The sequence below is a fragment of the Noviherbaspirillum sedimenti genome (assembly GCF_003590835.1).
GTDB classification, from domain to species: Bacteria; Pseudomonadota; Gammaproteobacteria; order Burkholderiales; family Burkholderiaceae_D; genus Paucimonas; species Paucimonas sedimenti.
The window spans coordinates 532,899-559,038 of sequence record NZ_QYUQ01000002.1 but is presented as its reverse complement, the minus strand read 5'-3'; the positions used below and the strand labels follow the sequence as shown (position 1 = coordinate 559,038).

Here is a 26,140-nt window from a genome sequence, read left to right as displayed (position 1 = left end):
ATAACGTAGTTATCTTAGTTTACCCTTAACATTTGCGTCAAGGGCTACTTTCTGACTTCTTCCAGGATATTGCGCCTGACAAAAAATTTTTTAATATAAAAATCATCGTCAACAGTCTATTGACGCTATCGGCTCATGGATTGCTTGCCGATGAATTTCGAATCACCTAGAAGGAAATGCGAAAGCGCCGGAATCAGCACAAGCGCACCGATCATGTTCCACAAGAACATGAAGGTCAGTAGAAGGCCCATATCGGCTTGAAACTTGATCGGCGACCATACCCACGTGACGACGCCCGCAGCCATTGTCACGCCAATCAGGGCGACCACCTTGCCGGTGAAGCGCAAAGCCAGGCCATAAGCTTCCTTGAGCGTTGCACCCTGGCGCTGCGCAGCCACCTGCACGCTAATCAGATACAAGGCGTAGTCCACGCCCACGCCCACACCCAACGCGATGACTGGTAGCGTTGCCACTTTGATCCCAATTCCGAGAAACACCATCAGTGCCTCACATAGAAACGACGTGATCAACAAGGGGACAATTGCAACGATCACTGCGCGCCAGCTGCGGAACGTAATGAAGCAGAATGCAATCACGGAGAGATACAGCAGCCCCAGCACCCGGTAATTTGCTTCCTGCACCACAATGTTTGTGACTGCCTCGATGCCGGCGGAGCCAGCCGCCAACAGGAATTGGCGATCTTCGGTATTGTGTTCTGCAGCGAACGCCTCGGTTGCCTTGACCATCTCCTTCAACGTGTCAGCGCGATGATCCTTCAGGTAAGCAACCATGGGAGCCACGCTTGCGTTAGCATTGATCAGCTCGGGAGAGTCCGTGACGACATTCTTCACCGCCATCCAGATTGTCTTTTCGTCACGCGGCAGCGTCAGCCAGCGTGGATCGCCTTCGTACATCCCCAACGTAGCGCCTCTTGCGCGCTCGGCTATGGAATTGGTCGCCAGCACCCCAGGCAATTGGCGTAGTGCCGATGCCAACCGGTCCATTTCCAACATGGAGATATAAGAGACCATTTTGTCTGGCGATGTTTTGACGATGACTGCAAACTGGTCGCTCGATAAGCCGTAATGCTTATTAATGTAAGCCATATCCCGGTTATATCGGGATTCCGGCCGTAATTCCGGAGCGCCTGCGTCCAGATCGCCAATTTGCAGCGAGGTCAGGCTCACTGCCGCCGCCATGCAGCCCAGAATGATAGAGCCAATCACCAAAGGCAAGGCAAAGCGCCTCTCCGTTGCGCGCGCAATGAGCTCCCACATTGCGCCCATGGCGCCGGTCTGCCTGCCTTCTTCGGACCGCAAGCTGCGTTGCGCCGATTTTGGGTTGACGCCAATATAGGAAAGCGCGACCGGTATAAAGAAAAGTTTGGTAAATACCAGAACCAACACCCCGATACTGGTCGTGAGCGCCAAATCGCGGATGACTGGAATATCGATAATCATCAGCACCGCAAATCCCGCCACGTTCGTCAAGAGTGCGGTAAGTCCGGCAAGAAAAAGACGCCGGAAGGTATATCGTGCTGCGACATATTTGTGCGTGCCGCGCCCGATATCCTGCATCACCCCATTCATTTTTTGCGCACCATGGGAAATACCGATGGCAAAGATAAGGAACGGCACCAGGATCGAATAGGGATTCAGGTCGTAGCCCAGAACCTGCAGCAGGCCGAGCAGCCAGACCACGCCACAGGCTGCCGAGAATACAAGCAATAGCGTGCTGCGTAAGTCTCGCGTGTAGAGATAGATCAGCAATGTGGCAATCAATGCAGACACGGCAAAGAATCCCAAAACCTGATGCAAGCCCTCAATCAAGTCGCCGACCAACTTGGCAAAGCCGACTATCCGGATTTTGTAATGCCCGGGTTCCGCGCCACCTGAAGCTTGCGAAAACTTCTGCCGAATATCCTGTTCCAGGACTGTGGCGAGTTTTTTGTAGTCCAGTGGTTTTCCCGTTTCAGCATTGGTGGCGAGCAGCGGTACTACAATCATGCTGGAGGTGTATCCCTGGCCGACAATGGATCCCTCCAGCCTGGCCTTCAGCACATTTTCCTTGAAGTGCTGCACCGAAGCCGGGGTTCCGTCGTAATCGAACGGCATAACCGGTCCGCCGACAAATCCCTGCTCATTAATGTCTGTCCAACGAACCGCCGGCATCCACAGCGACCGCATCATTGAACGGTCGACACCAGGAGTCAGGTAAATGGCATCATTGATTTTTTTAAGTTGATCGAGATAGGCTGGGTCGAAAATGTCGCCCTTGGTGGTTTCAAGGACGATACGGATTGAATTACCAAGGCCTTTCAAGGATTCCTTATTATCAAAGTAATTTTTGATATAGGGATGGGACTGCGGGATCATCTGCTCGAAACTTGCATTGACTTCGAGTTTCGTGGCGCGATAGCCCAGCACCACGGTGATGATTGCGCAGATCAGCACCACCAGAAGCCGGTTGTTGAATATCACTCGTTCAACCAGACCACCGGATTTTTTGTCGAAGTCTTTCAGATCTCGAATGATCGGCAGTCGGTTTTTATTTGTATCAATGGCCAAGGTAGCCTCTCTTCATCGATTCAATTAACAAGGCGCGCTGCATCTCGCCAGTCTCTGGGTAGACAAGATGCGCTCAACTACTACGCCACGGTTGCCCGTTATGACTAGCATTTCCGGGTTGATTGGAGTCAGCCCGGTGAACAGAAAACGCTGAGAAGTTTTTAGCAAGGAAAAACTTTCATCGGAGAATTGGCCGATCAAAAGGTCGCCGCCCTGACTGACCAGCACAACCCGGCCGTCTTCGAGTACGGCGGCTCCTGTGATCCCTCTGCGGATGCCGGTGTCAACCCGGGCCCAGGTCGCGCCGCGATCAAAGCTTCGGAACACCGTTCCCACCATGCCGTAAGCAAGGACAACTCCTTCCCCGGCAACTGCGCCAAAAAATGAACCTGGATATCCTGTATCTCGCAGGATGAAGTTGTCTGAACCTTTTTCTTTGACATATACCTTGCCTCGTTCCGAGGCAATGAACATAGCGCCATCGAGCTCGGCGATCCCATTCAGATGCAAGCTGTCGGGATTGGGCAATTTCTCGAGCAGGGGAATCCAGGTTTTTCCCCCGTCGGCCGTTTGCATGATTGTGTTGAATGGGCCGATGACAGAGCCGTGCATCGGATCGCGGAAATGGACGCTCAGCCAAGGCAGCAACGGGCCGCTGCTCAGGCTGATCGAGGCATCTTCCAGAGCGCGCTTGACGGCATCATTGCCTTCCTTTTGACGTGCCTGATAATAATCGACCATCGCTTTAGCAGCGGTTTGACCATCGAGCTGCTTGGCCCATGATTTTCCGCCATCGGAGGTATGCAGCACAACGCCGCTATGTCCTACCACCCAACCATGCTCAGGTGTCGGAAAACTGATCGCAGTAAGATCCACGCTGACAGGAACCGCAACTTGCGTCCAGGTAGCGCCGCGGTCGTCGGATAAAATAATCTGTCCGCGCGCACCCACGGCGACCAATCGTTTCCCGGCTCGCGCGACGGCCGTCAACTGCGCTTCATTGGCCCGCTGGCCGACTGTCGCCGGTGTATGAAGTGGATCGAATCTGGCGTCGTTCGGTTCGGCCGCCGACACGCCGAGTGTGGCACACATGATGAACATTGTGGCCAGGAGTAACCTTGTGATTGCTGTGCCCATAGTGGCGCTATCCCCAAGCGAAATCTTCCCGTGAGGAAGAGTGATGAGATGCCGTCTCTTCCACCCGCATGGATGGAAGAGACGGATGATCAGCGAACGCCTCTTCCGGCGACCGCCTCAGGGCTAAACTGGGCCGAAAATTGCCCATTTCGTGAGGCAAGCGGCTTATAGTACGATTCCGGCTGCCCCAAGTTCGACAGGAGCAAATATGAGCCTTGGGCAAAGTCATAAGCCTGGAGCGATGACTGGAAATCGACCATGCCCAGGCCAGTGGCGTAATTTGGCAAGGAATGGCCCATCTGAACTCGGGACAACTTGCCGGCTTGATCATAACCTTCCATCACCAAGACCGTCCAAGAGTCTTCATCCAGATAAAAGATACGTTTTGGCACCGCATGCCGTTTGCCATCTTTGAGCGTTGCCTCGACAACCCACACCCGGTGTAATTCATAACGCATTGCATCGGGATTGACATGGTGCTTGCCGCGAACCGAATCTATAGGCGCCCAAATTGCCTTATAGGCGTGATAGGGAACATACATTTCCTTTTTCCCCACCAACTTGAAGTTGTGCATATCCATGCGACCTGCAAACATCTGCGCTTCGTCGTAGAAGATCACCCCTGCCAGCGGTGCTACCGGTGTGTCATAGGCAAATTCCGGCGCCAGGCGCACACGGCGCTGACCGGTTGTGTACGACCAGGTGCGTTGATCGTCCTTGTCGTATTGAAGTGGATACCAGATCAAGGTCGTATTGCCCGCATCCCGAGCTGGCGAAATGGCACGGGTAACACCACGATAATAGTAGTTGCCGATACCGCCATCGTATGGTTTTTGGTTGATATCCAAATAAGGCATCTCGGCACGCCCCATAAAGCTGTATGGCGTTTGTTTATTCCCGGCGCTATCGCTGACACCGTTGAAAGACACAATCTCCCAACTCAATGCTCTGACTCGCAACAGGTGGTTCCACATTGCCTCATTACCGTTACTGGGAATGGGAAATGGCGTCGACAAGGTGCATCCCCTCATACCGGTGCCATTCGACTCCGTCTTGCATTCCGAGTTTTTTGCATTCGCCAGCGCCGCATCGGCATACGCTTTTGGCTGTGCCGGATAACTGCGACGGGTCGGATAAATATCCATCCGGAACGTATCCGGATACCGCTTCATGAGTTCCTTGAGGCCGGCATTGACTTTGTCTCCGTACTTGTCAATATTTTTAGCGTCGATGGAAAACAACTTCTTATCATCCGGAAAAGGATCGACCCACTTGCCTTTTTCTGGAGAAAATCCAGCCGGCGGCGTGGCCATACCGCCTGTATAAGCGGGGATGGTGCCGTCTTTGTTGCCGGCAATCTCCGCGCCCCAAGGCGTCAGCGTGGTGCCAAGCTGCTTGATTTGGTCCGGTGTAGGCGCCGCCATGGCGGTCGCGCTAAAGGTCAGCGAGGTTAATGCAGCAATAATAGTTAGTTTACGCATTTCTTGTCTCCTTGCTATGAAAAAATTAGAATGCCGTTTTGAACGTCAGCATGACACGACGCCGGTCAGTGGTCTGCCAGCCGCTTCCGTTGCCGGTGTAGGTTGGCCCCAAGACATTGGTGCCTCCGTTCGGAATGATTTTCGCCTTAGAGTCTGCAACCGTGAGGGCGACATTGTATTTTCTCTGGATATCCAATTCCGCACCGATTGAGTAAGACATGGCGCCTTGATAGACCCCCAGTGTAGATGGCGAATTGCCTTTCAGGCCCGCAGACACAAAGAACGGCACCGTCAAGTCCACGCTAGGCCAGACCTGGACCCATTGCGGCGCGAACCGCATTGCGAAACCCCAGGCATCATCGGTCGCACAGCCGGCAAACTTCCCAAGAGGACAAAGTGCACTCCCCTCCCGGTTGAACAGATTTGCATTTTTCGTGACTTTTCCAAGGCGGTCGTAGGTCAGTTCGGCGCTGATCGAACCGGCATCCCACAAGGCATTGGACTTGAGACCATAAACAGCATTGACAAGGGCATGCCAGGTGTCGCCACGGGCGCCTTCATTCGCGAGGGCGAAGCCCTGCGAAAGCAGACTGCCATCCATGCGGTAGGAAACCTCCGCACCGATGCTCGCCCCTGCAACTGTGGTGTCCATGCTCACGCCGACAAGCTTGGTGTCGCGAGCGTAAACCGCACGGTAGAACAGCGGCGCTGCCGGATTGCGCAATACCCAAGGCGTGTTCTTTTCATCGAACTTACGATAATAAACGCCGAACGTCGTCCCGTTCATTTCAGGTACCATGATTTTCGCATTCACACCCCAGTTTCCGCTTTTGTGCTCTGGCCCCAGCTCTGGGCTATTGGCGGGAAAGGCAGCTGCACCGCCGAGCCTGTCCGGCCCCTTAAGCGTTGCATCGGATCCGGCAAGGAAGGTACCACCCTCAGGAGAGTGGATAGCCTCCCAATCAAAAAAGTATTGTCCGGCGACTGAAACAGTCGGCGTCACCTGCAGCGATGCTGAAAGCTGGGATAACGGAAGCTGCACTTCGCGCGCCTCAATGCCAGGAGAGGAAACTCCCTTGCGCGCATCAATCGGATTTTGGTTAAATGAGACGCCGCCGTTGGTAAACAACGCAGCGCCCCAATACAGTGCATGCCGTCCCAATCGTACACCGAGCGGCCTGTCGTCGACATACGTATTGAAGTAAGCAAACGCATCCAGAAGCTCCCCAGACAGACCGCGATAATAACGTTTGGTATGGGATGAATATTCCGCGTTGTTGTAACTCGAAAGTGCGCCGACGAGAGCCGGGTTTTGCCTGACATGCGTGTCTCTGTAAGCATGATCGCCCCAAGCGGTGCCGGAAACCCGGAAACCCATCTGCTGCTTCCAATCGACTTCGACTTCCGAAAGAAGGTCCAGACGGTTCGTAGTGATAGAGCCTTCACCGAACTTGAAGTCACCCTCATCGGAGCCGGCATTGTTGGCGATACGCGCATCGCGTCCTTCGATTCTGGCGCCGAGATTGTAGCGGATTGAGTTATCCCAGCGAATCGTGAGATCGGGATTACCCGTTGAAAATTCAACGGCGCTTGCCGTGCTTGCAATTGCCAAAAGCCCTAGTGCCCCTCCAAATCGAGCCATTCTCGAATTTTGCTTGAACACTTTCACTGCTTTATCTCCTGCATTGCGTCTTGTATTTTTCATTTTCTTCCTTTATAGGAAAGTCTTGTTTCAAGAATTGAATCCTTAACATGACGTTAACAGCGCCAAATCATTAACGTGAAATATATATTAAACTAAGGTATCTACGTTGTACAGGTTATTCTTTTTATGGAGAACAAAATAACAAAAAGAAATGGAGAGCAATACACAAAACTTCACTTAATTATTTCCAGGCGGAATTTGATATAAGTGAAGGGCAATCAGCCAGTATTAATTTTTGCTCTCAAGGACTGCTTCACCGGACACCTCATAGTCCGGATCCACTTTTCGCCGTGGTATCGCCAGGACAATCGGAAAACACAGAAAACAGAAGACAGTGATGATTCCAAAGGCCCATTTATACGCAACTTCGGTCGGAAAAGCGCCGGCTCCCTTGGATGGGTCGCTGATGACTGAACTGGCCATAACTAACGTTAGCAGTTGCGTGCCAAAAGCTTGCGATGCATAGCGCACTACTGCTGTCAGCCCCGTCGCTTCACTGGTTCTGTTTCCCGGCGCCGCATGGACGAGCTGGCTCTGGACCGAAGTCAAGACCATGCAAATTCCAAAGATAGAAACAAACATCGAACCCAGCAATGCCACCAGAGAATCATGAAACAGAATCAACACCCCCCAACCGGCTGTCGTGATTGACAGGCCGCAGATCAGGGCACGGTGCACGCCATAAGTGCTTATCAGTCTGCCGCTCCACGTCGCACCGAAACTTCCAAATACGGTGACCGGCATTCTGAGCGTGCCGGCAAGAGTTGCGGATATACCCAGTCCGACCCCGGTCCACACAGGCTGTTGCATCAAAAGTATCTGGATCTGTGCCTGATATGGTCCCATTGAAAGCAGCGCCACGATGATGTTAGCCGTTGCAATTTCTCGATTGGCGAACTGCCTGACATCGATCAGCGGCCTGGGATGGCGCAGTTCATGCCGAATCCATACCGCCAGAAGCAACACGGATCCGCAAAGAAGCAACAATGCGCGCGCATTACCCCACCCCCAGCGAGCGCCTTGGGTCAGGGCCAGCAATATGCCGACAATCGCCGGTACGAACAGCAACCCGCCAACGATATCGACGCCCTCTTCGTCTTTGCGGCGCACGGATCCGGACGGAACCAGCAGCAAGACCAGGCAAGACGCCATGATTCCGCCAATTGCGAGAGCATGAAAAAGCCATTGCCAGGCAAGGTGGTCGACGATAAGCCCGCCCAACAGGCCGCCTAACCCCGCGCCCACCGAGGTTGACACGGTCATCATGCTGACGGCATGAGACAGGCGAGCTTTTGGCATGGTTTCCGTCAAGAGCCCATAACAGAGCGGCAATGCCGCGCCAATCACCCCCTGCAATACCCGGCCGAGCATCACCCACTGATAATCGTCACGCGCGCCACTGATTGCCGCGCCTGCCGTGACAAGTGTGAGCACTACGAGCAAGACGCGTCTGCGGCCATACAGATCGCCCATGCGGCCGCCAATAGCGGCGCTTGCCGCCGAGACAAGCATGGGAGCGGTGATCAGCCATCCGGCACGTTCCGGGTCATGGAACTGAGTGATAAATGTTGCTATCGCTGCAAACATCATGCCCATATCCGCTGATGCCAGCATGCCAACCGCGCTGAAGGCGAACATGGTCGGCCAAATGGATTTCACAGCAATTGCATTCCGCATGCAGCCCTCAAGATTTAATCGGACAAGAGAAATTGTTTTGGCACATGAACGAAAAGAAGTATCAAGGATTCGTATAGCGCGCCTCTACCAGGGAATGACGTTATCATGCTGTTGCTCGACAAACGCATAGTCAATATCACTTAGCTTACCTAGTTATCTTTAAATATGCCGAAGTTTCACAGGATTGTCAATGCACTTACGATGGCAGATTTATGCAATGGCTGATTGGCCTTCAAGGCTAAATTTATAACTGCCAATCAGATTGATGAGCCGGACAATTCAATTTTTACAAGTCCAACAAACCAAGATATTTTGTAATACTACGTTTACTATGTCAAAGTGGGCGCTAGACAGTCCTTGCATATGAATGGCGGCCTGCACTTCCATTAACGTCAAAATCACTTTATTGACGATAAGCCTTGCCTTTATTTGAACCAAAATGATTGGAGCACGACACGAAGATTGAATCCGGTCAAGTTGCCGTAATCACAGGCGCGGCCTCGGGGACTGGGCGCGCGATGGCCCGCGCTCTCGGCAATCGTGGCCTCAACACTGAATCGCCGGCTAAGGCTTGCTAAAAAACAATATGGCGATTCTCATTCAGCCTCCTAAAGAATTATTCCGACATGAATTGAGGCAGCTTTTCCTAGACATCCTTAAAAATGCATGGTAGCCTTTTTAAACTCCTAGGTTATCTAAGATAACCATGTTAATTTTATGCAAAGATTTTAAGCCATACAACATGGCCCATTTCAGTCCTACAACAACATCCAGAGTATTGGCAGGCTTACTGACCTGGTCGATAGCCATGGCTATGCTCAAACGCCACCAGGAGTCAGCGCCCGCGAGAATACGCAGAAGCAAATGAAGCGGTCATAGGTCCATTCATGAATGCACCGGAATCACGATAAAAAAATATTGTTAGTTAGGAGACCATGATGAATATTACGACTATCGCCTGGATTACGATTACTCTGCTGGCTGTCCTCTCCCTTGCAATTTCTCTTATCGTTTTACGGGCGCTCTTCTCACACAGCAATAATCATTCGGCGAATTCGAGCGCATCAGATTTTTCGAACGCCTCATCCCCCTCTCCCTCTGAGACTGCCAGTGCAAGTCATGCAGAAGAACAAACGAACCTGATCTATTACGGTGTAATCGATTTCTTTGCTGCGTGGGCTCACTAAAAACCTATCCCATTAGGATATAAGTTGAGAGCATAAGAGTGCTGCTGGGCCCAGCGACGCGGCAACAATATAAACCTCTTTTTCGCTTGCGCATGTTTGATCATCAGCGCGATGCCTTGTTTTTCCGCCTGTTGCTGCGCTTCGTCGCCGGTATAGCCTTAGTCGACAAGCACCACTTCCACCACCTCACCGGTGACTTCTTGCACTTAACTCGGGTGTCGATTGCAGCGTGCGGCGACCAAAGGTGGCCCCTATGGATCCAGATCGCATTCGACATCCAAACGCAACAGCACGCGCAAATCATTCATGAAGAATACTGGAAGAGGGAGAGTGGATACTGAGATTTCAATGCCATCTATCTGTTTGAGCGCGCAGGGCGTCCGGCAGGGAGCATTCACCCTTGTTTGTTTGCAGGCTCCCACCTATATTCATTTCGTCTGCGGTCTTCCCGAATGACGAAATCACCCTAGGAGAAACATGAATATCGAGATAAAGCCTCTCTCACCGCACATTGGCTGCGAAATCATCGGTTTGAATCTGGAACGCGAATTGACCGGCGCCGAACGTGACGATGTGATGGCTCTTTGGATCAAACATGGTGTGCTGGTCGTTCGCAATGGTGGCAGTTCGCCAGAGGCGCAGTTGCGCTTTAGCCGACTGTTCGGGACGCTGGAGCCCCATCCCGTACGGGAGTTGCATGTCCAGGGCAATGCGGATCTGATCTCTCTGACCTATGATGCCCAGGACCCCAAGAAAAACTCCTGGCCCATCAACGAGGTCAACGGAGAGCTGCGCGCCGGTTACCTCTACTGGCATTGGGACACGGCGCAAATGCCAGTGACCTGCCGTGGTGCAGTGTTGAGGCCGATCCGGCTGCCCAAAGCGGGGGGGCTTACTGGTTTCATCGACCGCATCCAGGCCTACGATAGGTTGCCTGAGGCGTTGAAACAGCAGATCGAAAAGCTGGAGGTGGTTTATCAGATGGAGATCAACCCTGCCTTGCACAAATTCGGTCGTCCGGAGCAGATCCGTACGATCAAGACGACGCCACTGCAGGAATCGATTCGCGCCCGCATGAAAACGGACTATCCCGCAGTGGTGCACCCGATGGTTTTCGTCCAGTCTGAAACCGGCCGAAAGGTGCTGAACTTCTGCCCACCCCATGCGCGCTATGTGCTGGGCATGGACCCGCAGGAAAGCGATGCGCTTCTGCATGAAATCGCCCGCTACGCAACTGACGAGCGCTATGCTTACTACCATCATTGGAAGCCCAATGATTTGCTGGCATGGGACAACTGGCGCGTACTGCACATTGCGATGGGTGTGTCCCCCGACGATACGCGCGAAATGCAGCGAACCACGATCATGGGCGATTACGGCCTGGGCCGCTACCTCGATCCCGCTCGTGACAAATCCATGATGACGGCGCGCTACGTCGAATGACTGTGAATTATTCTTTGACCAATCAATTAAATTCAAGAAAAACTCAATGAAAACAATAGCCCATGATATGGTAATTCGGGGTGGCCTTGTGATTGACGGCAGCGGCAGTCCCGCTTTCCGTGCCGATGTCGCCATTAATGGTGGCCGTATTACTGCGATCGGGCCTATCGAAGGCTCGGGCAAGGAAGAAATCGATGCGGCCGACTGCCTGGTTACACCAGGATTCGTCGATGTTCATACACACTACGACGGCCAGGCAACCTGGGAACACACCCTGGCTCCCTCAAGCGGACATGGCGTCACGACGGTGGTGACCGGCAACTGTGGTGTTGGTTTTGCTCCCGTGAGGCCGTCCGACCACCAGGTGCTCATCAAGGTGATGGAGGGCGTGGAAGATATTCCCGAGGTGGTCATGGCTGAAGGCATCTCCTGGAACTGGGAGACCTTTCCGGACTACCTCGATGTCCTGTCTGTACGAGAATTCGACATTGACGTGGCGACGCAGATACCGCACTCTCCGCTGCGGGTATACGTCATGGGGCAACGAGGCGCAGACCATGAGCCCTCGACGCCTGAAGATCGTGTGGCCATGGCCAAACTGGTGACCGAAGCGGTGCAGGCGGGCGCGATCGGCGTGTCCACCTCGCGTTCGCCGGGACATCGGCTCAAGAACGGCAAGCTGGCGCCCAGCATCGATTCGGCCGACGAAGAGATCCTGGCCCTCGCGAGTGGCTTGAAGGAAGCCGGTGCCGGTGTGTTCCAGATCATCACCAACGCCAGCGGCAACCCGGCCGAAGAGATTTCTCTCGTTAGGAAATTGGCCGAGACTTCTCAGCGGCCGGTATCGTTCACCCTGCTGCAAGTGCCCCGCGCACCGGAGGATTGGCGGATCTCACTCAAGCACGTCGAGCAGGCCAATGCCGACGGGTTGGCGATACGTGGTCAAGTGTTCCCTCGCCCTGTCGGGGTGCTGCTTGGACTGGACCTCTCGCTCAATCCATTCTTAACCCGGCTTTCGTATAGGGCGATCGAAAAATTGCCCCTGGCCGAGCGTGTCGCGATCTTGCGAGACCCCGCCTTCAAGGCGAAATTGCTTGCCGAAGTCCCAATTCCTGACCCACAGCCAATGCTCAATGAGCTTTGTGCCCAGGTCAACGAGATGTTCGTCCTTGATGACCGTGCGGAATATACGCCGCCGGCTGACAAGTTGATCTGCAACCTTGCCGCTTCCGCAGGGGTTTCAGCGGAATCACTAGCCTACGACCTGCTGCTTGGCGATGAAGGCAAGGCCATTCTGTACCTGCCTGGGGCGAACTACGTCGGCAACACGCTGAACGCTGTCCGGGAAATGATGGCCAGCCCGTACACCATTCTGGGCCTGGGTGATGGCGGGGCGCATTATGGCCTGATATGCGATGCAAGTTACCCGACCTTCATGCTGACCCATTGGGTGCGTGACGCGTCGCCGGAACAGCGCTTCCCCATCGAATGGGCCATTTCCGAACTTAGCCGCAAGCCGGCGGAAGCCGTGGGTCTGATGGATCGTGGCTTGCTCAAACCCGGCATGAAGGCAGATGTCAATGTGATCAACCTCGATCGGCTACGCTTATCGGCTCCGCGCACGGCCTACGATCTGCCGTCCGGTGGTCGCCGCTTGCAGCAACGAGCCGAAGGCTACGTTGCCACGGTTGTCAGTGGCATGGTTACTTACCGCAACGGTAAGGCCACTGGTGCATTGCCGGGCAGATTGGTGAGACGTCAACAGGCACAGCAGCAAAGTGTGCAAGGGCGTGAGGGCGTGCGACCGTGAACAATGCAACTTACATGGTTACCGGCGCATTCGGCGCTCTGGGCTCAGCGGTGGCAGGCTTACTGAAAAACCAGGGAGCCGCGCTGGTATTGGTGGATGCAACACCGGTCGCGCCACCAGTTCTGGCTGATGCTTTCGCCGATCATCTGCTGTTACCGGGGGTCGACTTGGTGCAGCCTCGGGCAGCCGAGGCTGCGATACGTGAAGTTGAGCTGCGCTTCGGCTGTTTGGATGGCCTGGTCAACGTGGCCGGAGCCTTTCGTTGGGAAACCGTGGCTGAAGGCAGCCCAGACACCTGGGACCTGATGTACGCCTTGAATATCAAGACTGCCTTGCATATGTGCCGTTCCGCCCTGCCTTTGCTCAAGAGGTCGGGGGCGGGTCGCATCGTCAACATTGGTGCTGGAGCGGGCGGCAAGGCAGGCTTGGGAATGGGGGCCTACGCCGCGTCAAAGGCCGGACTCATGCGCTTGACAGAGGCCCTGTCCGAAGAACTCAAAGACGACGGCATCACGGTCAACGCTATCTTGCCGAGCATCATTGATACGCCTGCCAATCGCAAGGACATGCCCAAGGCCAATTTCTCTCGCTGGGTCAGGCCGGAGTCCATCGCTTCTGCCATTGCGTTCTTGCTTGCACCGGAAGCGCACGACATTACCGGATCAGCCATAGCAATCAACGGACGTGTCTAGCCAGTAACGCGAGCCTTTCCCACCGCGAATGATCTTGCCATTAATGAATTAGCACAGTCTGGTATTTCTGAGTTGTTCTAGTTATTGACGATATCGTAGATAAATACTTTTCTTGATGAACCAAAATACAACTATGCCAGACTCTTTTGCTTCCCCATCTATGTTTGAGCCGGTCCGTGTCGGGGCTTGGCAACTGCCTAACCGCGTTGTCATGGCGCCGCTGACCCGCAACCGCGCGCCTGCACAAATGCCTACGCCGCTGATGGCTACCTACTACGCCCAGCGTGCCCATCCGCAAACTGGTGCAGGCCTGATCATCACTGAGGGTACGCCCATCTGCCCCGAAGGCCATGGATATTCTGACACCCCCGGCATCCACAGCGCCGAGCAGATCGAGGGTTGGAAAGCAATCAGCGGTGCCGTGCACGCTCAGGGTGGCCACATCGTGATGCAACTGTGGCATGTGGGTCGTGTCTCCCACGTCGACCTGCTGCCCGGGGGGCAAGCCCCGGTGGCACCGTCAGCCGTGCGGGCTAACGCCAAAACCTACCTGATCAAGGGTGAGCCCGGTCTGCGCGTCGGCGCCCTCGTAGATACATCCGAGCCGCGGGCCTTGAAGCTGGAGGAACTGCCCGCCCTGGTCCAGACTTTCCGCCAGGCGGCACGGAACGCCATCGACGCCGGCATGGACGGCATCGAGTTGCATGGTGCCAACGGCTATCTGCTCGACCAGTTCCTGCGCACCAAGTCCAACCGGCGCACCGACGCCTACGGTGGCTCGATCGAAAACCGTGCCCGCCTGCTACTGGAGGTGCTGCGTTCTATTTGTGGCGAGATCGGCAGCAACCGGGTTGGCGTGCGCCTGTCACCGGTAACCGAGGGCAATGGTATCGTGGTCGACGCCGATACGCAGGCATTGTTCGAATATGTGACGCGCGAACTCGCCCCGCTGGGCTTGGCCTATGTGCATTTAATCGAGGGCCAGGCCGGAGGCGCACGGGACCACAAGCCTTTCGATTACGCGGCCGTTTTGCGCAGCTACCGCGAGGCAGGTGGTCAAGGGGCGTGGATGGTCAACAACGGCTACGATCTGGCCTTGGCGCAGCAAGCGCTCATCTCGGGCGCTGACCTGGTCGCCTTCGGCAAGCGATTCCTTGCAAATCCCGACCTGACCCGTCGCCTGCGCCAGGGCGGTCCCTTCAACGAGCCCGACCGCGCCACCTTCTATGGCGGCGACTGGCCGGAAAAGGGCTACACCGACTATCCCACCCTGGCCTCTCTAACGTCACTGGCATCCTAAAAAGGGACAAATCATAAGCACACAGAGTGTCTATTGCCATTGACCTGAGAGACACATAAAATTCTCTATATTGAGACTTTCGCGCGCAGGCCTAAAGCCTTTGAATCTGCTTGACCGCGTCAAAGGCTATCGATCGATCGGAACGTCTCAATCGGCCTCTCAGTATCGCTCCCCGTGCGATAGTTATCGGGGGACAAGCCATGGAATTTGCGAAAGGCCCGGGCGAATGAAGACTGTGACTCGTAGCCCAGGTTCTGTGCGATTTCCGCCACCGTCAATGTTCTCAGCCGCAGCAACTCAGTCGCCCGTTCCATCCGAAAGCGCGTGACATAGTGCATCGGGCTTTCGCCCACAGCGTGGGCAAACGAGGCCGCAAATACGGAGCGGGACATACCCACCGCCTGCGCCAAGCTTGCGACCGTCCAGTGCTGTCCGAGGTTACCGTTAATAAGACGGCGTGCCACGTGGATCTGTGGCATTTTGAGTGCTTTGATGTCCAATGTGGTGCTCACGCCGGCACGGCTTGGAGCCTGGACTTGATCCTTGACGTAGCTACGGACGGCCTGAACGAAATGGGTATGGACGTAACAGGATACAAAAGCAGACGCGCCGACGCCCTGACACGCAAGCTCGATATCGCAGGCGCCTTGCGGCGCGCTACGCTCAGGGAAATGCCCAATGCGGGATGGCATCAACATAACCTCGGGCAGGATACCTCTACTGGTCCTTCCCATGCTTAGACCGAAAACCCCGCTGAGTAGCTTTGCCACAACAGTACCACTGCCAATCTGCAGGGCAGGCGGGGCGTCGAGCCGATGGTGTTCGAGTAGATACCTGAACTCAATGCCGGCCGCGGTGAAATCCACGGAAATCTCATGCTGCGTGCCTTGAACAAGAAACAATATGTCGCCCGACTGAGCGCTAAAAACCTGCTGCGAACCAGCCGTACGCAATTTCAGCCCCCCCTCGAGCACTAGATGGAAGTATCCGCGATGGTGGTGCGGAAAATGGATCGAGCCCGTGGTTCTGAGCGTGACAAGTGCGCTATCGACATCATCGAAGCGCACAACCCTGAGCAGATCAGACAGTGATGAGGCCATCAGAATATTCTATGAGTAGCCTACCTCTCGTAAAGGCTCAATAAACCGCAGCAGCGGCAGTGGACGCCTTGTTCGGCGAGGAGTCGAGATAGCGACCGTGGCCGTAGTCCCCCATGATGGTAGTCCGGTGCATTTCTCGCTTGCACCGGGTCGGAACGCCGCAGGCGCAGTGCAGTGTGCGCCAGTTGTCGAACAGCACCATGTCGTTCGGGCGCCATTCATGGTAGTAGGCAAGCCGTTCGTCGATTGCGTGGCTCATGACGCGTTCAAGTAAACGATCGCCTTCTTCGTGCTCCATACCCATGATGTGCAGGGCGAACCATTGACTGACATTGAGTACCTTTCGACCGGTTTCCTGTTGTCGGTAGATCATGGGGTGGATCACAGGGGGAAAGTCCTTCTCTATGCGTGCTATCAAAGCCTTGGCCTCTTTTGAGAGGTGGACCCTCTCAATGGTGTGGCCATTCTTGAACTTTATCTGGGACGAGTCGGGATTCATCCGGTAGATCACCCATAGGTCTTCGATCTTGGTCTTCAAGTCATCGGGTAAGGATTCATACGCCTGAATCTGGTCGATAAAACCGGTGTACCCCCCTTCGGCCGGCACTTCAACCGCACAGAGAAGGGCACCACGGTTGTTCTTGGTCATGTAGCGCAGGTCGCTGTGCCAGGGCTGGAATGCACCGCGCTCCTGGCCATCGTAGCGGTAGACATTCTGGCTTGAAGCGTCGGTCGCCGGGTCATAGGCAATGCGGATCAGTTCAGGGAGATCCTTCAGACGCGATCCAACGGACGGGTGAAGTTCGAGTTCGCCAAAATGGCGGCTCAGGTTGACCGCAGCTTGCGGGGTCCTGTCCATACCTCGGAACAAAAGTACCCCTGCCTTGATCCAGGCGTCGAACAGATCCTGCCAAGTGCTGTCGCCTTGCGGCAGGTTGAGATCCAGGCCGCGGATTTCCAGGCCCAGGTTTTCGGTGATCGGAATTGTCTCGAATTTCACGGTAAGCTTTCAAGGTTGATGGACGAACGTTAATTTTCGAACAGGTCTTGCAAGATACCAAGTGCAGAGGCTCCGTAACATTATGCTCGCAGTCCTGCGATAGTGATTTGACACCGAGTTCTATGAGCGCCGCCCATGCTACTCTCCCATTAGTGCATAAATTGGGAGCATAGCAGTGCTGCTGGGTGGGCGACTCCGTGACTGTCAGATCGCGCCCGTCTCGCGCAAAGCGGCAACGTGCTGAGGAGAATAACCCAGCACTTCTTGCAACACAGTGTCGGTGTGCTCCCCCAATACAGGGGGAGCCTTGTAAACATCGACGGGCGTCTTGGAAAGTCGCAGCGGACTGGCAAATAATGGGACGGAACCGACCGTTGGATGCGGCACGTTGAAGTACAAATTTCGATGCTTGATTTGCGGATCATTTACCATCTCGCTTGCCCGATAAATTGGCGAAGCGATGACACCGCGTGCAATCAACGCCTCAGCCAACTCATTGCCATTGCGTGCCATTATTTTTTCCGAAAGCAACGGAATAAGAATAGACTCATTGGCTACGCGATCCTTCCGTGTCGCAAATCGCGGATCTTCCTTAAGTTCAGGAAAACCCAGCTCGTCACATAACTTGCGGTAATCTCTTTCAGCACCGGCTTGAATATTAAGGTAGCCATCAGCGCATTCGAAAATCTGCGCGGGACATGAGCCTGGAGATTTGGAACCCAGACGTTCCGGGTTTTTCCCATCGATAAGGTAATCGATATTACGCGGCGCCATTGCGGCGATGCCAACGTCCAGCAAGGACATATCAATGTATTGCCCCCCTCCCCCCGCATCGCGATGACGCAGCGCAGCGAGAATCGCGATTGTTGCATACAACCCCGACATTTCATCAATCAGATAGGTGCCAACACGTTGTGGCATCCCGGTTGGTTCGCCAGTGACGGCCATAAGGCCACTCAAACCCTGAAAGACGGCATCCAGGCCAGGGCGATTCGCGTATGGACCGGTTTGCCCGAATCCCGTGATTGAACAGTAGACCAAATTCGGGTTTATCGCGGACAAGCTTTTGTAGTCAAGTCCGTAGCGAGCAAGATCGCCCACCTTGTAGTTTTCAATCAATACATCGACTTTACTGGCGAGATCACGTATGACATCTGCGCCTTCGGGTTTTGACAAATCAACTGTAATCGAGCGCTTGTTACGATTCGAGCAAAGATAGTTGCCCGACTCCGCAGTGTCATTTCCGGCTGCGTCACGTGCAAACGAGGGGCCATACGTGCGCAAGTCATCTCCGCGCCCCGGGCGCTCGACCTTGATGACGTCGGCACCCAGATCGCCAAGCACTTGTGCTCCCCAGGGCGCCGAGACAATCCGCCCCATATCCAACACCTTGATTCCTGCCAAAGATTTAGACATGCATAACCCCGAATAAAATTCAATGAAGAATAAATGATGAACCAGTATTAAACATCCAACGCTGCCTACGCGAATTTCGTCCAATCGCCAACCATAGCAACGATTTAATTAGAGAGTAGCGGCGATGGATTGATTGGATTGGCGATGACGGGAAAGGTCATGAACCAACGGACTGATATCGCAAACGCTGCGCCCCCAGCCCAGTACGTTCCAGGAAAGTCAGCGCACGTTGCATATAGTTAGACCAGAACTTTTCGGCTGCCGCCCCATCACCTGCCTCGAGCAAATCGACCAGACGCTTGTACGCTGAGATCGTCTTGGCCATATTCGAATGAAGATTCGCCTTTTCATCGGTGCTACCTTCAACCAGAAAAGAAGACGTCGACTGAGAAAGTAGATGCAGCATGCCTACCAGTAGCGTCAATACCATGTTACCTGAACCACATATCAGTACTTCATGAAATCGGTTGATCAAAGCTAACGCATCCTGATACTTTTTTTTATGCAAAGCCTGCTCCTGCCGGCTCACACATTCTCGAAGTTGATCAACAACAGATCTGTTCTCTTCCCCGACAAGCAACATGGTCAACGGAGGCTCGAGCAGCATCCGAGCAAGATGGATTTCAAGCATGGTCGCACCGCCGCTAGCAAGAACCATGGCGGCATACTGAGTAGCACGCTCCACAGTCGGCATGCGGATTTCGGCGCCTGAACGAGTTCCCCGCCCCACACTCACCAATCCTTCCGCCTCAAGAATTCTTAACGCTTCACGCAATGTCGGACGTGATACCTTGAAAACATTTAGCAATTCACTCTCTGCAGGGAGGTTTTGCCCGACTCGCAACTTTCCACTGATGATTTGTCCACGCAATCGCTCTGCTAAAACGTGAGACAACTTAGGAACCTGAACCGCAGATGTTTCACTGTTCACTAAAGAATCCAAAATTTCGGACGCAATAGAATTCCAAATGGGCGCCTGGTCGGTGGATCGACCGACGTCCTTATCAGCCGCCTCATCATTGAGTGGAGTTGAGTTCATAGTTACCTAAGTGTACGTAGTAATTCACTATAGGCGCATCCACATTGAATGTCAATTAACGTCGTGCGGCACTGGCCTTGCTTTTGATCCGCCAGCAACACTACAGTATGGGTGCGCCGGGTTGATGAATTCATGCCGGCGCCAATGATTCGTTTAGATTATTGAGGGCGGATCTAGGTGGAGGTTTAGTGAAGGTCGCTCAGCAAGCGGTCTATCCGGTTGCGAATTCTTTCTTCCGATCCGGGATTGGTGAACAGATATAAACGACGTTTTTCTATGGCGTCCAATACCATGTCAGCCACATCGTCGGGCGGTAAAGAGATGAAGGATTTGGCAATGGGATTGACAATTGCCTCCATATTAATTGGCGCGGGAGCGCTGCGTTTGAGTACCGACTCTCGAATCCGTGTGCTGACCAATCCGCAGCATAAAACGGTCGCACCAACCGCGCTTCCAGCCTCCGACAAGTCAGCCGCCAGGGTTTCGGTAAGAGAGACCGCAGCATGCTTAGTCGCATTGTAGGCACCATTTCCCGGTATCATCGTGACTCCCGCCATCGATGCGGTATTGACAATATGGCCGCTCCCTTGCTGTACCAGATGAGGGACAAAAGTTCGGATGCCATTGAAAATGCCTCTCAGGTTGATATCGAGAATCCACTCCCAATCCGACGTTGAAACTTCCCATAAGGGACTGAAAGGCAAGATCACACCGGCGTTGTTGCAGACAATGTCGAAACGCCCAAATTCTGCAAGCGTGCCATCTTTGAGTTTCTCGAGTTCGGCAGGCAAGGACACATCGCAGGCAAAGGCCTTCGCCTCAATCCCTGCAACTCTCAATGTTTCCACTTCGTGAGCAAGTCGTTTTTCGTCGACGTCCGCCATGGCCAATTTCAGGCCCCGACCACCGAAAGCCCGGGCCATCGCAAGTCCAATTCCAGAAGCTGCGCCTGTAATTACAGCTACTTGACCAGATTCAATCTTCATACGGAGCTCCAATTACTTTTGTCCAAAGGTAAAGCATGGTTTTATCTCCAAGAAAGCACTTGTGAAATCAATGGAAATACAGTCCGCCATTCACGTGCAGGGATTGCCCGGTGACCGCGTCCGACAGGCTGCTGGCAAAGAACAGCAGCGTGCGTGCATATTCCTCGGTAGGCGGAACGTAGCGCAGGGCCGCCTGATCCGTCACTTTCTTGAGCTCTTGCTCAGGTGTCGTGCCGTTCTGGATCGCTCGTAGATTCATGACTTTTTCGACCTGTGGCCCCCACATGAAGCCTGGGTGCATCGAATTGACCCGGATGCCGTATTCGCCAAGCTCCATTGCCACAGCACGGGTCATGCGTTGCAGGGCAATTTTAGATCCCGAATAACCCTCGCTGCCCGGATAAACTTTCTCTGCCGTCATGGTGTTGATCATCACGATGCGCCCCGCACGCCGCTCGACCATGTGCTTGGCTACCAGGCGGGTCATCTGCAGCGTGGCAAAGACGTTTACTTCAAAACACCCGCGGTAGTTGGAAAGATCCGGCTCGGATTCGAGCAAAGTGAGGCGCTTAGGCCAGTCCGTGACGTAGGCAATGTTGACCAGGGTGTCAATCTTGCCGAACCGCTCAATGGCTGCGTGAGTCGACCGCTCGCAATCATCGAGCTTGGTAATGTCACACACCACAGGCAAGCACTTGCGGCCCAACTGCCGCACCTCGGCAGCAATGGACTCGATGATATCCGGCCGGCGGGCCGTGATGACCAGATCGGCCCCTTCGCGTGCGAACAGCAGCGCCGCATCGCGGCCCAATCCTTCACCGACACCAGACAAAAAAACAGTTTGTCCTTCCAGCATTCCCATACTTGTCTCCTTAAATGTAACGCACGATCTGACCAATCTTCCTGCTTCAATATTCAGGAATAACGCCAGCGCAACTACTCCACTTACTCCACTCGCGAAAGATAAGGCGGAGCATGTCTGGTGAATTCGCCCGCCGATAGACCACCATCACAGGGAATCACATGACCAGTCATGAAACTCGCAGCATCTGAGGCGAGAAAGGTTGCGAGCTGTGCCACGTCTGTCACCAATCCGATGCGCCCAACTGGCGCGCAAAGCGCACCGCTGTCGGCCAGTCCATGATGCCCGGTGTCGATACCGCCAGGGGCAATACTAAGGGCACGAACGCCAAAACGCGCAAGCTCAATCGCTGTCGCGCGGGTCACCATATCGATAGCAGCCTTGAAGGCAGAATAATGGCCAAGATGGGGCGCTGTCCTTACGCCTGCAGTACTTGAGATATTCAGTATCACGCCGCTTTTGCGCGCGGCCATGCTTTTGCCAATCTCTCGCATAAGAATTGCCGGCGCCCAGAAACCAACTTCAAATGCTTCTCGTAAATAATCCTCAGGCCAATCGGTGCAGTGGAGGTAACGCTGCTTCACAGACGCATTGTTTACCAAAATATCGATCGCACCTGCCTCTGCAATCACTTTGTCAAGATCCTTTCTTTGCGAAAGGTCGGCAGTGATTACGCGCGCCGAAACACCGAGCTCCTGCGCTTGGGCTGCCACTGACGCCAACTGATCGGCTGAGCGCCCTATCAGGACAAGATTAGCGCCAGCCGCGGCAAAAGCCCGCGCAATCTCTGCACCAATCCCTCGACCGCCTCCCGTGATCAATGATGTCCGTCCGTGCAATGAAATAGTAGTCACTCAGGAGTCTCCGTTCATCGTCATTTCAAAAGCAAAAAGGCATGGGCAACTACGTCCGCACCATGTCGGTGGCGTATCACGCACATTTTGCGCACAGGAGCGCACCGCAGCTTACGCTCGCAGAGCGTAGGCACAAGGCATCGCTCCTGTTACGCCACATAGGTCAAATGGCGTTCAGCTCTCTCAATTGATCCAGTTCCTCTTTGGACAGACCCAGCAGCTCTTCATAGACGGCCTGGTTGGAGCCGCCCAGTTTTTCGCCGGCCCAGCGCACCTCGCCCGGATTGCTGACCAAGCGGGGAATGACACCTTGCATGCGTACGCGATTTCCATCCAGATCGGTGGCTTCCACCAGGTTGCCGCGCGCGTTGACATGGGGATCAGCAACGATATCGGCAGTACTGTAAATCGGGGCGGCAGGCAAACCTCCCTTGATGAAGGCGTCCATCACCTCGTCGTAATCGCGTTCCTTGACCCATTTACGGACAACTGAATCGGCTGCATGCGGATTCTTGTGAATCACCTCGATGGAATATTTCGGCGCGCAGACCTCCGGAATGACACTGCCCAACAAGCCCCACTGCTGGTCCGTGACTGGGAACATCGATAGCCAGCGGCCATCGCGGGTTTCATACGCCAAGCCATGCTGCAAGCCCTTGGGCGGTTGGTCGTCCAATGGCATGCTGCCCACGCGCTGACTGACGTGGCCATCGCGCGAATTGCGGATGAAATTGGAGCCTGCAATGCGGATCATGGATTCGTACAAGCCCAACTCTACCCATTCACCCTTACCGGTGCCGCCAGGCGCATCGCGGCGGCGAATCGCCTCCAGCGCACCCAGCGCGGCGAATGTGCCGGTAAAGTAATCGACAATCGGCAGTCCTGGCAGTACCGGCGGCCGGTCGGGATAACCTGTCACGTACCACATGCCTCCCATGGCGGCACCCACGTGGTCGTAACCGGGACGGGGACTGTTTGGCCCGGTCTGCCCGAAGCCAGATACACTGACCATCACCAGGCGCGGGTTAATGGCGGACAATTGTTCGTAACCCAAGCCCCATTTCGCCATGGTGCCGGGTTTGAAATTTTCCACCAGCACATCTGCCCATGCCACCAGCTTACGCAAAATGGCCTTGCCTTCCTCGATGCGCAGGTCGAGGGTGATCGAGCGTTTGTTGCGCCCTTCCACCGGCCAATAGTCGGAATTCATGCGCATGCGGTCGCCCTTGCCATCAGGCCGCTCGATCTTGAGCACGTCGGCACCAAAATCACCCATTAGTGTTGCAGCAAAGGGCCCCGCCACCATCGTTCCCAAGTCAATGACCTTCAGACGCGCAGGTTCTTGCCCCAATTTCGGTTTTTCACTCATTTTGTTGTCTCCTGGTTTTTCTCAATTGCGGACCATCCGCCAGTACGTATTTGGACGCCGTGGCCGTCGAGCTGCGGAACATCGCGCAAATGCAGCGTCGGCATGCCCAGAATGGGGGAGCCGCAGGTCATGTTATCCGGCGCAAACTCCAGCATGCCGAGCGACAGCAGGCCGGGGTCTGCAATGGCTTCATCGGCGGTCTGCACCAGCCCCACGGGAACTCCCGCCTTCAACAGCAAGGGCACCACTTCCTCGGAATGGCGTAGCGCGATGGCGTCGGCAATCCGTCCCATCTCTTCCTTGCTGCGCCCAGTGATGCCTTCCACACCCAGCACCTTGGCCAGCTCAACCAAGCCTTCCGCCGGGGTAAGCGTGATGTAACGGTTATCCGAGGTGCGATAGCTGCCGCGCCAGAGGTTGTTGTCGGCAAAGTCCCGATTGCCATCTTCGATTGCGTTGAGGTACTGTGGGTACATCCAGGCAAGGGCAGCCGCAGCCATCGGCGCCTCGACATGAACCGGACCATGGTTGGGCTTGTGCACCCAGGACAGGATCCCGATCACTGCATACATGGCAGCCGCGTAATCGGATGTCGGGTATGCGAAGTTGTAGTAGGGCTTGCCGCTTGCGTCCTTGGCATAATGTAACTGCCCCGTCATGGCCTGAATCTCGGGGTCATGCGCCCGCGCTTGGGCGTATTTCCCCTTGCTGCCGTAGGCGCTGATGGAGGCATAGATGATTTCAGGGTTCAGCTTGGCAATCGTTTCGAAGTCAACCCCCAACCGCTCGACGACGCCAGGACGGAAGCCTTCAATAACGACATGCGCTTCTTTAGCCAGCTCAAGGCATTTGGCCAGATCTGCCGGATCTTTCAGGTTCAGCACCACGCTATACTTGCCGCGGTTGTATGCCTTGAAATAAGAAGGCATGATGTACCGCTCACGATCTCCCTCCGGCGGCGCCTCCACCTTGATGATGGTTGCACCAAGATCGGCAAGGATTTGCGATGCAAAGGGGCCGGGAGTAAAAAAAGACAGGTCCAGAACCCGAATGCCTTCGAGCGGGGGACGGGCGGCGTGAGTAGATGTCATACGATTCATAACTCCAAGATCAATGCATTAATTGAGGTGGATTGCGTCCGGTTTTTTCCCGAGATTAAGCCGTCTTGGCAGCATCCCACGATAGCCAGAGCTCGGCGACATTGTTGACCATGCCGGCGTTCTGGCGTGGCACGGTGCCTGGCTTGACGCGAAACTCAGGAATACGCGGCAACCACTCCTGCAGCCAAACCACCACCTCGCGTTTGGCAAGGATAGAACCAGGGCAACGGTGCGGTCCGTTGCCAAAGGTTGCGTGCGGAATCGGCATCGGGCGATTAAAGTCCACGGTCATCGGATCCGGTACCGTCTCATCATCCAGGCCCACCATCGATGAGACGCCCTGGATCTGGTCGCCCTTCTTGAGGTGGACACCAGCAAACTCACAATCCTTGCGCACCAGGCGGGCAGTGTTCGACACGCCATGGCGGCGGAACAACTCTTCTACCGCGTTGGGAATCAGATCGGGGTTTTCACGCAGTTGGCGCACATGATCTGGATGGGTGGCCAGGAACAGGCAGCAAAATCCCAACATGTTCTTGACTGTATCGAGCCCACCGCTAAGTGCGAGCGTAAGCATACCCACCGCATAACGCTCTTCAATCGGCTCCCCTTTGATTTTGGCATTCATGATCTGCGTGATCAGATCGTCCTTGGGGTTGATCTTGCGTTCGTTGACTTGCTTCTGGATGTAAGCCATGAGCGCCATGCGCGCCTCGGTCAGCTTTTCCGGTGTCGACGATGTCACGATCACGTCGGCCAGCGGCAGCAATTCCTCTTTGTCTTCGGGAGGCAGACCCATCATGGTCAGGAAAACGACGATGGGCAGAATGCGCGTAAACTCCCTCACGAACTCACATTCGCCACGTGCATTAAAGCCCTCGATTGCTTCAATTGTGACTTTGCGCACCATCGCCTCGGCCTCTGCAACCTTCTTGGGCGAAAAGGCCGGCGAGAGCAGAAGACGCCACGGGGCATGTTCCGCATCCTCCACGTCGATAGGCGGCGCGGGAAAGGGACGTGGATGGTTCGGCACCAGGGCACCCTTTAATGAAAAGGTTTCGTGGTCTTTCTGATACTCCAGAACGTCGGCAGCACGGGTGAGCATCCATAGCCCGCCATTGCGTGGCGTCCAGAATATGCGCGGCATCTCCATCTGAATACGCTTCCACGCCAAATGTACGTCTTCACGCGCCCCAGGCAAATTGAAGATGTCGACGTCACGCACCAATTCAGCCGGGACATGCGCAGGCTTTTCGGTCAGTGGGGGAATGATTTTGGCTGCTTGCATCCGGAACTCCTCTTTTAAAAACTACACTCTGATTTTATGAAAATAAGATATATAAGACATCTTAGGTTACTATGTTCTTTTGCATGCAATGATTTTAGTCGCGAAATGGAGCCAATTGCAAGGAGTA

The 26,140-nt window shown here is 54.6% G+C and carries 21 protein-coding genes; 6 read left to right on the top strand and 15 right to left on the bottom strand.

All coding sequences use genetic code 11. The annotated features are described in order from the left end of the window. Nucleotides 1-125: 125 nt before the first annotated feature. The 5 genes from D3878_RS02725 to D3878_RS02705 form a co-directional block, all read right to left on the bottom strand. Complete coding sequence (locus D3878_RS02725; protein ID WP_119784081.1) at nt 126-2,567, bottom strand: efflux RND transporter permease subunit; 2,442 nt, start codon at nt 2,565-2,567, stop codon at nt 126-128. A gap of 24 nt (nt 2,568-2,591) precedes the next feature. Further along, nucleotides 2,592-3,704, bottom strand: a complete 1,113-nt coding sequence (locus D3878_RS02720) for a WD40/YVTN/BNR-like repeat-containing protein (protein WP_119784080.1) — start codon at nt 3,702-3,704, stop codon at nt 2,592-2,594. Between the two features lie 89 nt (nt 3,705-3,793). Next, nucleotides 3,794-5,185: a DUF1329 domain-containing protein gene (locus tag D3878_RS02715; RefSeq protein WP_119784079.1), complete on the bottom strand. Its 1,392-nt coding sequence runs from the start codon at nt 5,183-5,185 to the stop codon at nt 3,794-3,796. Between the two features lie 25 nt (nt 5,186-5,210). Further along, entirely contained in the window at nt 5,211-6,890 is a 1,680-nt protein-coding gene (locus D3878_RS02710) for a DUF1302 domain-containing protein (RefSeq protein WP_119784078.1), read from the bottom strand. A 228-nt stretch (nt 6,891-7,118) separates the two neighbouring features. Beyond that, nucleotides 7,119-8,567: an MFS transporter gene (locus tag D3878_RS02705; RefSeq protein ID WP_119784077.1), complete on the bottom strand. Its 1,449-nt coding sequence runs from the start codon at nt 8,565-8,567 to the stop codon at nt 7,119-7,121. A gap of 935 nt (nt 8,568-9,502) precedes the next feature. On the opposite strand from D3878_RS02705, the gene D3878_RS23370 reads away from it, so the two are divergent. The 6 genes from D3878_RS23370 to D3878_RS02675 all read left to right on the top strand — a co-directional run bounded on the left by D3878_RS23370 (nt 9,503) and on the right by D3878_RS02675 (nt 14,999). Then, on the top strand, nt 9,503-9,754 hold the full coding sequence (locus tag D3878_RS23370; RefSeq protein ID WP_147383869.1) for a hypothetical protein: 252 nt from the start codon (nt 9,503-9,505) through the stop codon (nt 9,752-9,754). 92 nt (nt 9,755-9,846) lie between these two features. Then, nucleotides 9,847-10,095 carry a hypothetical protein gene (locus D3878_RS02695; protein ID WP_119784075.1) on the top strand — a complete coding sequence of 83 codons (249 nt, stop codon included), beginning with the start codon at nt 9,847-9,849 and terminating at the stop codon, nt 10,093-10,095. 136 nt (nt 10,096-10,231) lie between these two features. Then, entirely contained in the window at nt 10,232-11,197 is a 966-nt protein-coding gene (locus D3878_RS02690; protein ID WP_119784074.1) for a TauD/TfdA dioxygenase family protein, read from the top strand. Nucleotides 11,198-11,243: 46 nt separating this feature from the next. Beyond that, a complete protein-coding gene (locus D3878_RS02685) occupies nt 11,244-13,007 on the top strand; it encodes an N-acyl-D-amino-acid deacylase family protein (protein WP_119784073.1) in 1,764 nt (587 codons plus the stop codon). A gap of 14 nt (nt 13,008-13,021) precedes the next feature. Then, nucleotides 13,022-13,699: an SDR family NAD(P)-dependent oxidoreductase gene (locus D3878_RS02680; RefSeq protein WP_119784072.1), complete on the top strand. Its 678-nt coding sequence runs from the start codon at nt 13,022-13,024 to the stop codon at nt 13,697-13,699. A gap of 160 nt (nt 13,700-13,859) precedes the next feature. Beyond that, the gene (locus D3878_RS02675) at nt 13,860-14,999 is read left to right on the top strand and encodes an alkene reductase (RefSeq protein WP_274381894.1); all 1,140 of its coding nucleotides are present in this window, start codon (nt 13,860-13,862) and stop codon (nt 14,997-14,999) included. A gap of 119 nt (nt 15,000-15,118) precedes the next feature. Here D3878_RS02675 and D3878_RS02670 read toward each other — a convergent pair whose 3' ends face one another. The 10 genes from D3878_RS02670 to D3878_RS02625 all read right to left on the bottom strand — a co-directional run bounded on the left by D3878_RS02670 (nt 15,119) and on the right by D3878_RS02625 (nt 26,013). Then, nucleotides 15,119-16,099 (bottom strand): AraC family transcriptional regulator, encoded by a 981-nt coding sequence (locus D3878_RS02670; protein ID WP_119784070.1) that lies wholly within the window; start codon nt 16,097-16,099, stop codon nt 15,119-15,121. Nucleotides 16,100-16,136: 37 nt separating this feature from the next. Beyond that, entirely contained in the window at nt 16,137-17,099 is a 963-nt protein-coding gene (locus D3878_RS02665) for a TauD/TfdA dioxygenase family protein (RefSeq protein ID WP_119784069.1), read from the bottom strand. Between the two features lie 204 nt (nt 17,100-17,303). Further along, on the bottom strand, nt 17,304-18,515 hold the full coding sequence (locus tag D3878_RS02660) for a CaiB/BaiF CoA transferase family protein (protein ID WP_119784068.1): 1,212 nt from the start codon (nt 18,513-18,515) through the stop codon (nt 17,304-17,306). Between the two features lie 157 nt (nt 18,516-18,672). Further along, complete coding sequence (locus D3878_RS02655) at nt 18,673-19,554, bottom strand: FadR/GntR family transcriptional regulator (protein ID WP_119784067.1); 882 nt, start codon at nt 19,552-19,554, stop codon at nt 18,673-18,675. 185 nt (nt 19,555-19,739) lie between these two features. After that, nucleotides 19,740-20,540 carry an SDR family NAD(P)-dependent oxidoreductase gene (locus D3878_RS02650; RefSeq protein ID WP_119784066.1) on the bottom strand — a complete coding sequence of 267 codons (801 nt, stop codon included), beginning with the start codon at nt 20,538-20,540 and terminating at the stop codon, nt 19,740-19,742. A 67-nt stretch (nt 20,541-20,607) separates the two neighbouring features. After that, complete coding sequence (locus tag D3878_RS02645) at nt 20,608-21,402, bottom strand: SDR family oxidoreductase (protein WP_119784065.1); 795 nt, start codon at nt 21,400-21,402, stop codon at nt 20,608-20,610. Between the two features lie 83 nt (nt 21,403-21,485). Next, complete coding sequence (locus D3878_RS02640; protein ID WP_119784064.1) at nt 21,486-22,256, bottom strand: SDR family NAD(P)-dependent oxidoreductase; 771 nt, start codon at nt 22,254-22,256, stop codon at nt 21,486-21,488. A gap of 163 nt (nt 22,257-22,419) precedes the next feature. Beyond that, on the bottom strand, nt 22,420-23,625 hold the full coding sequence (locus D3878_RS02635) for a CaiB/BaiF CoA transferase family protein (RefSeq protein WP_119784063.1): 1,206 nt from the start codon (nt 23,623-23,625) through the stop codon (nt 22,420-22,422). Beyond that, a complete protein-coding gene (locus D3878_RS02630; protein ID WP_119784062.1) occupies nt 23,622-24,725 on the bottom strand; it encodes a CaiB/BaiF CoA transferase family protein in 1,104 nt (367 codons plus the stop codon). Before D3878_RS02630 ends, D3878_RS02635 begins: the two co-directional genes overlap by 4 nt. 55 nt (nt 24,726-24,780) lie before the next feature. Beyond that, nucleotides 24,781-26,013, bottom strand: a complete 1,233-nt coding sequence (locus D3878_RS02625; RefSeq protein WP_119784061.1) for a cytochrome P450 — start codon at nt 26,011-26,013, stop codon at nt 24,781-24,783. Nucleotides 26,014-26,140 lie beyond the last annotated feature (127 nt).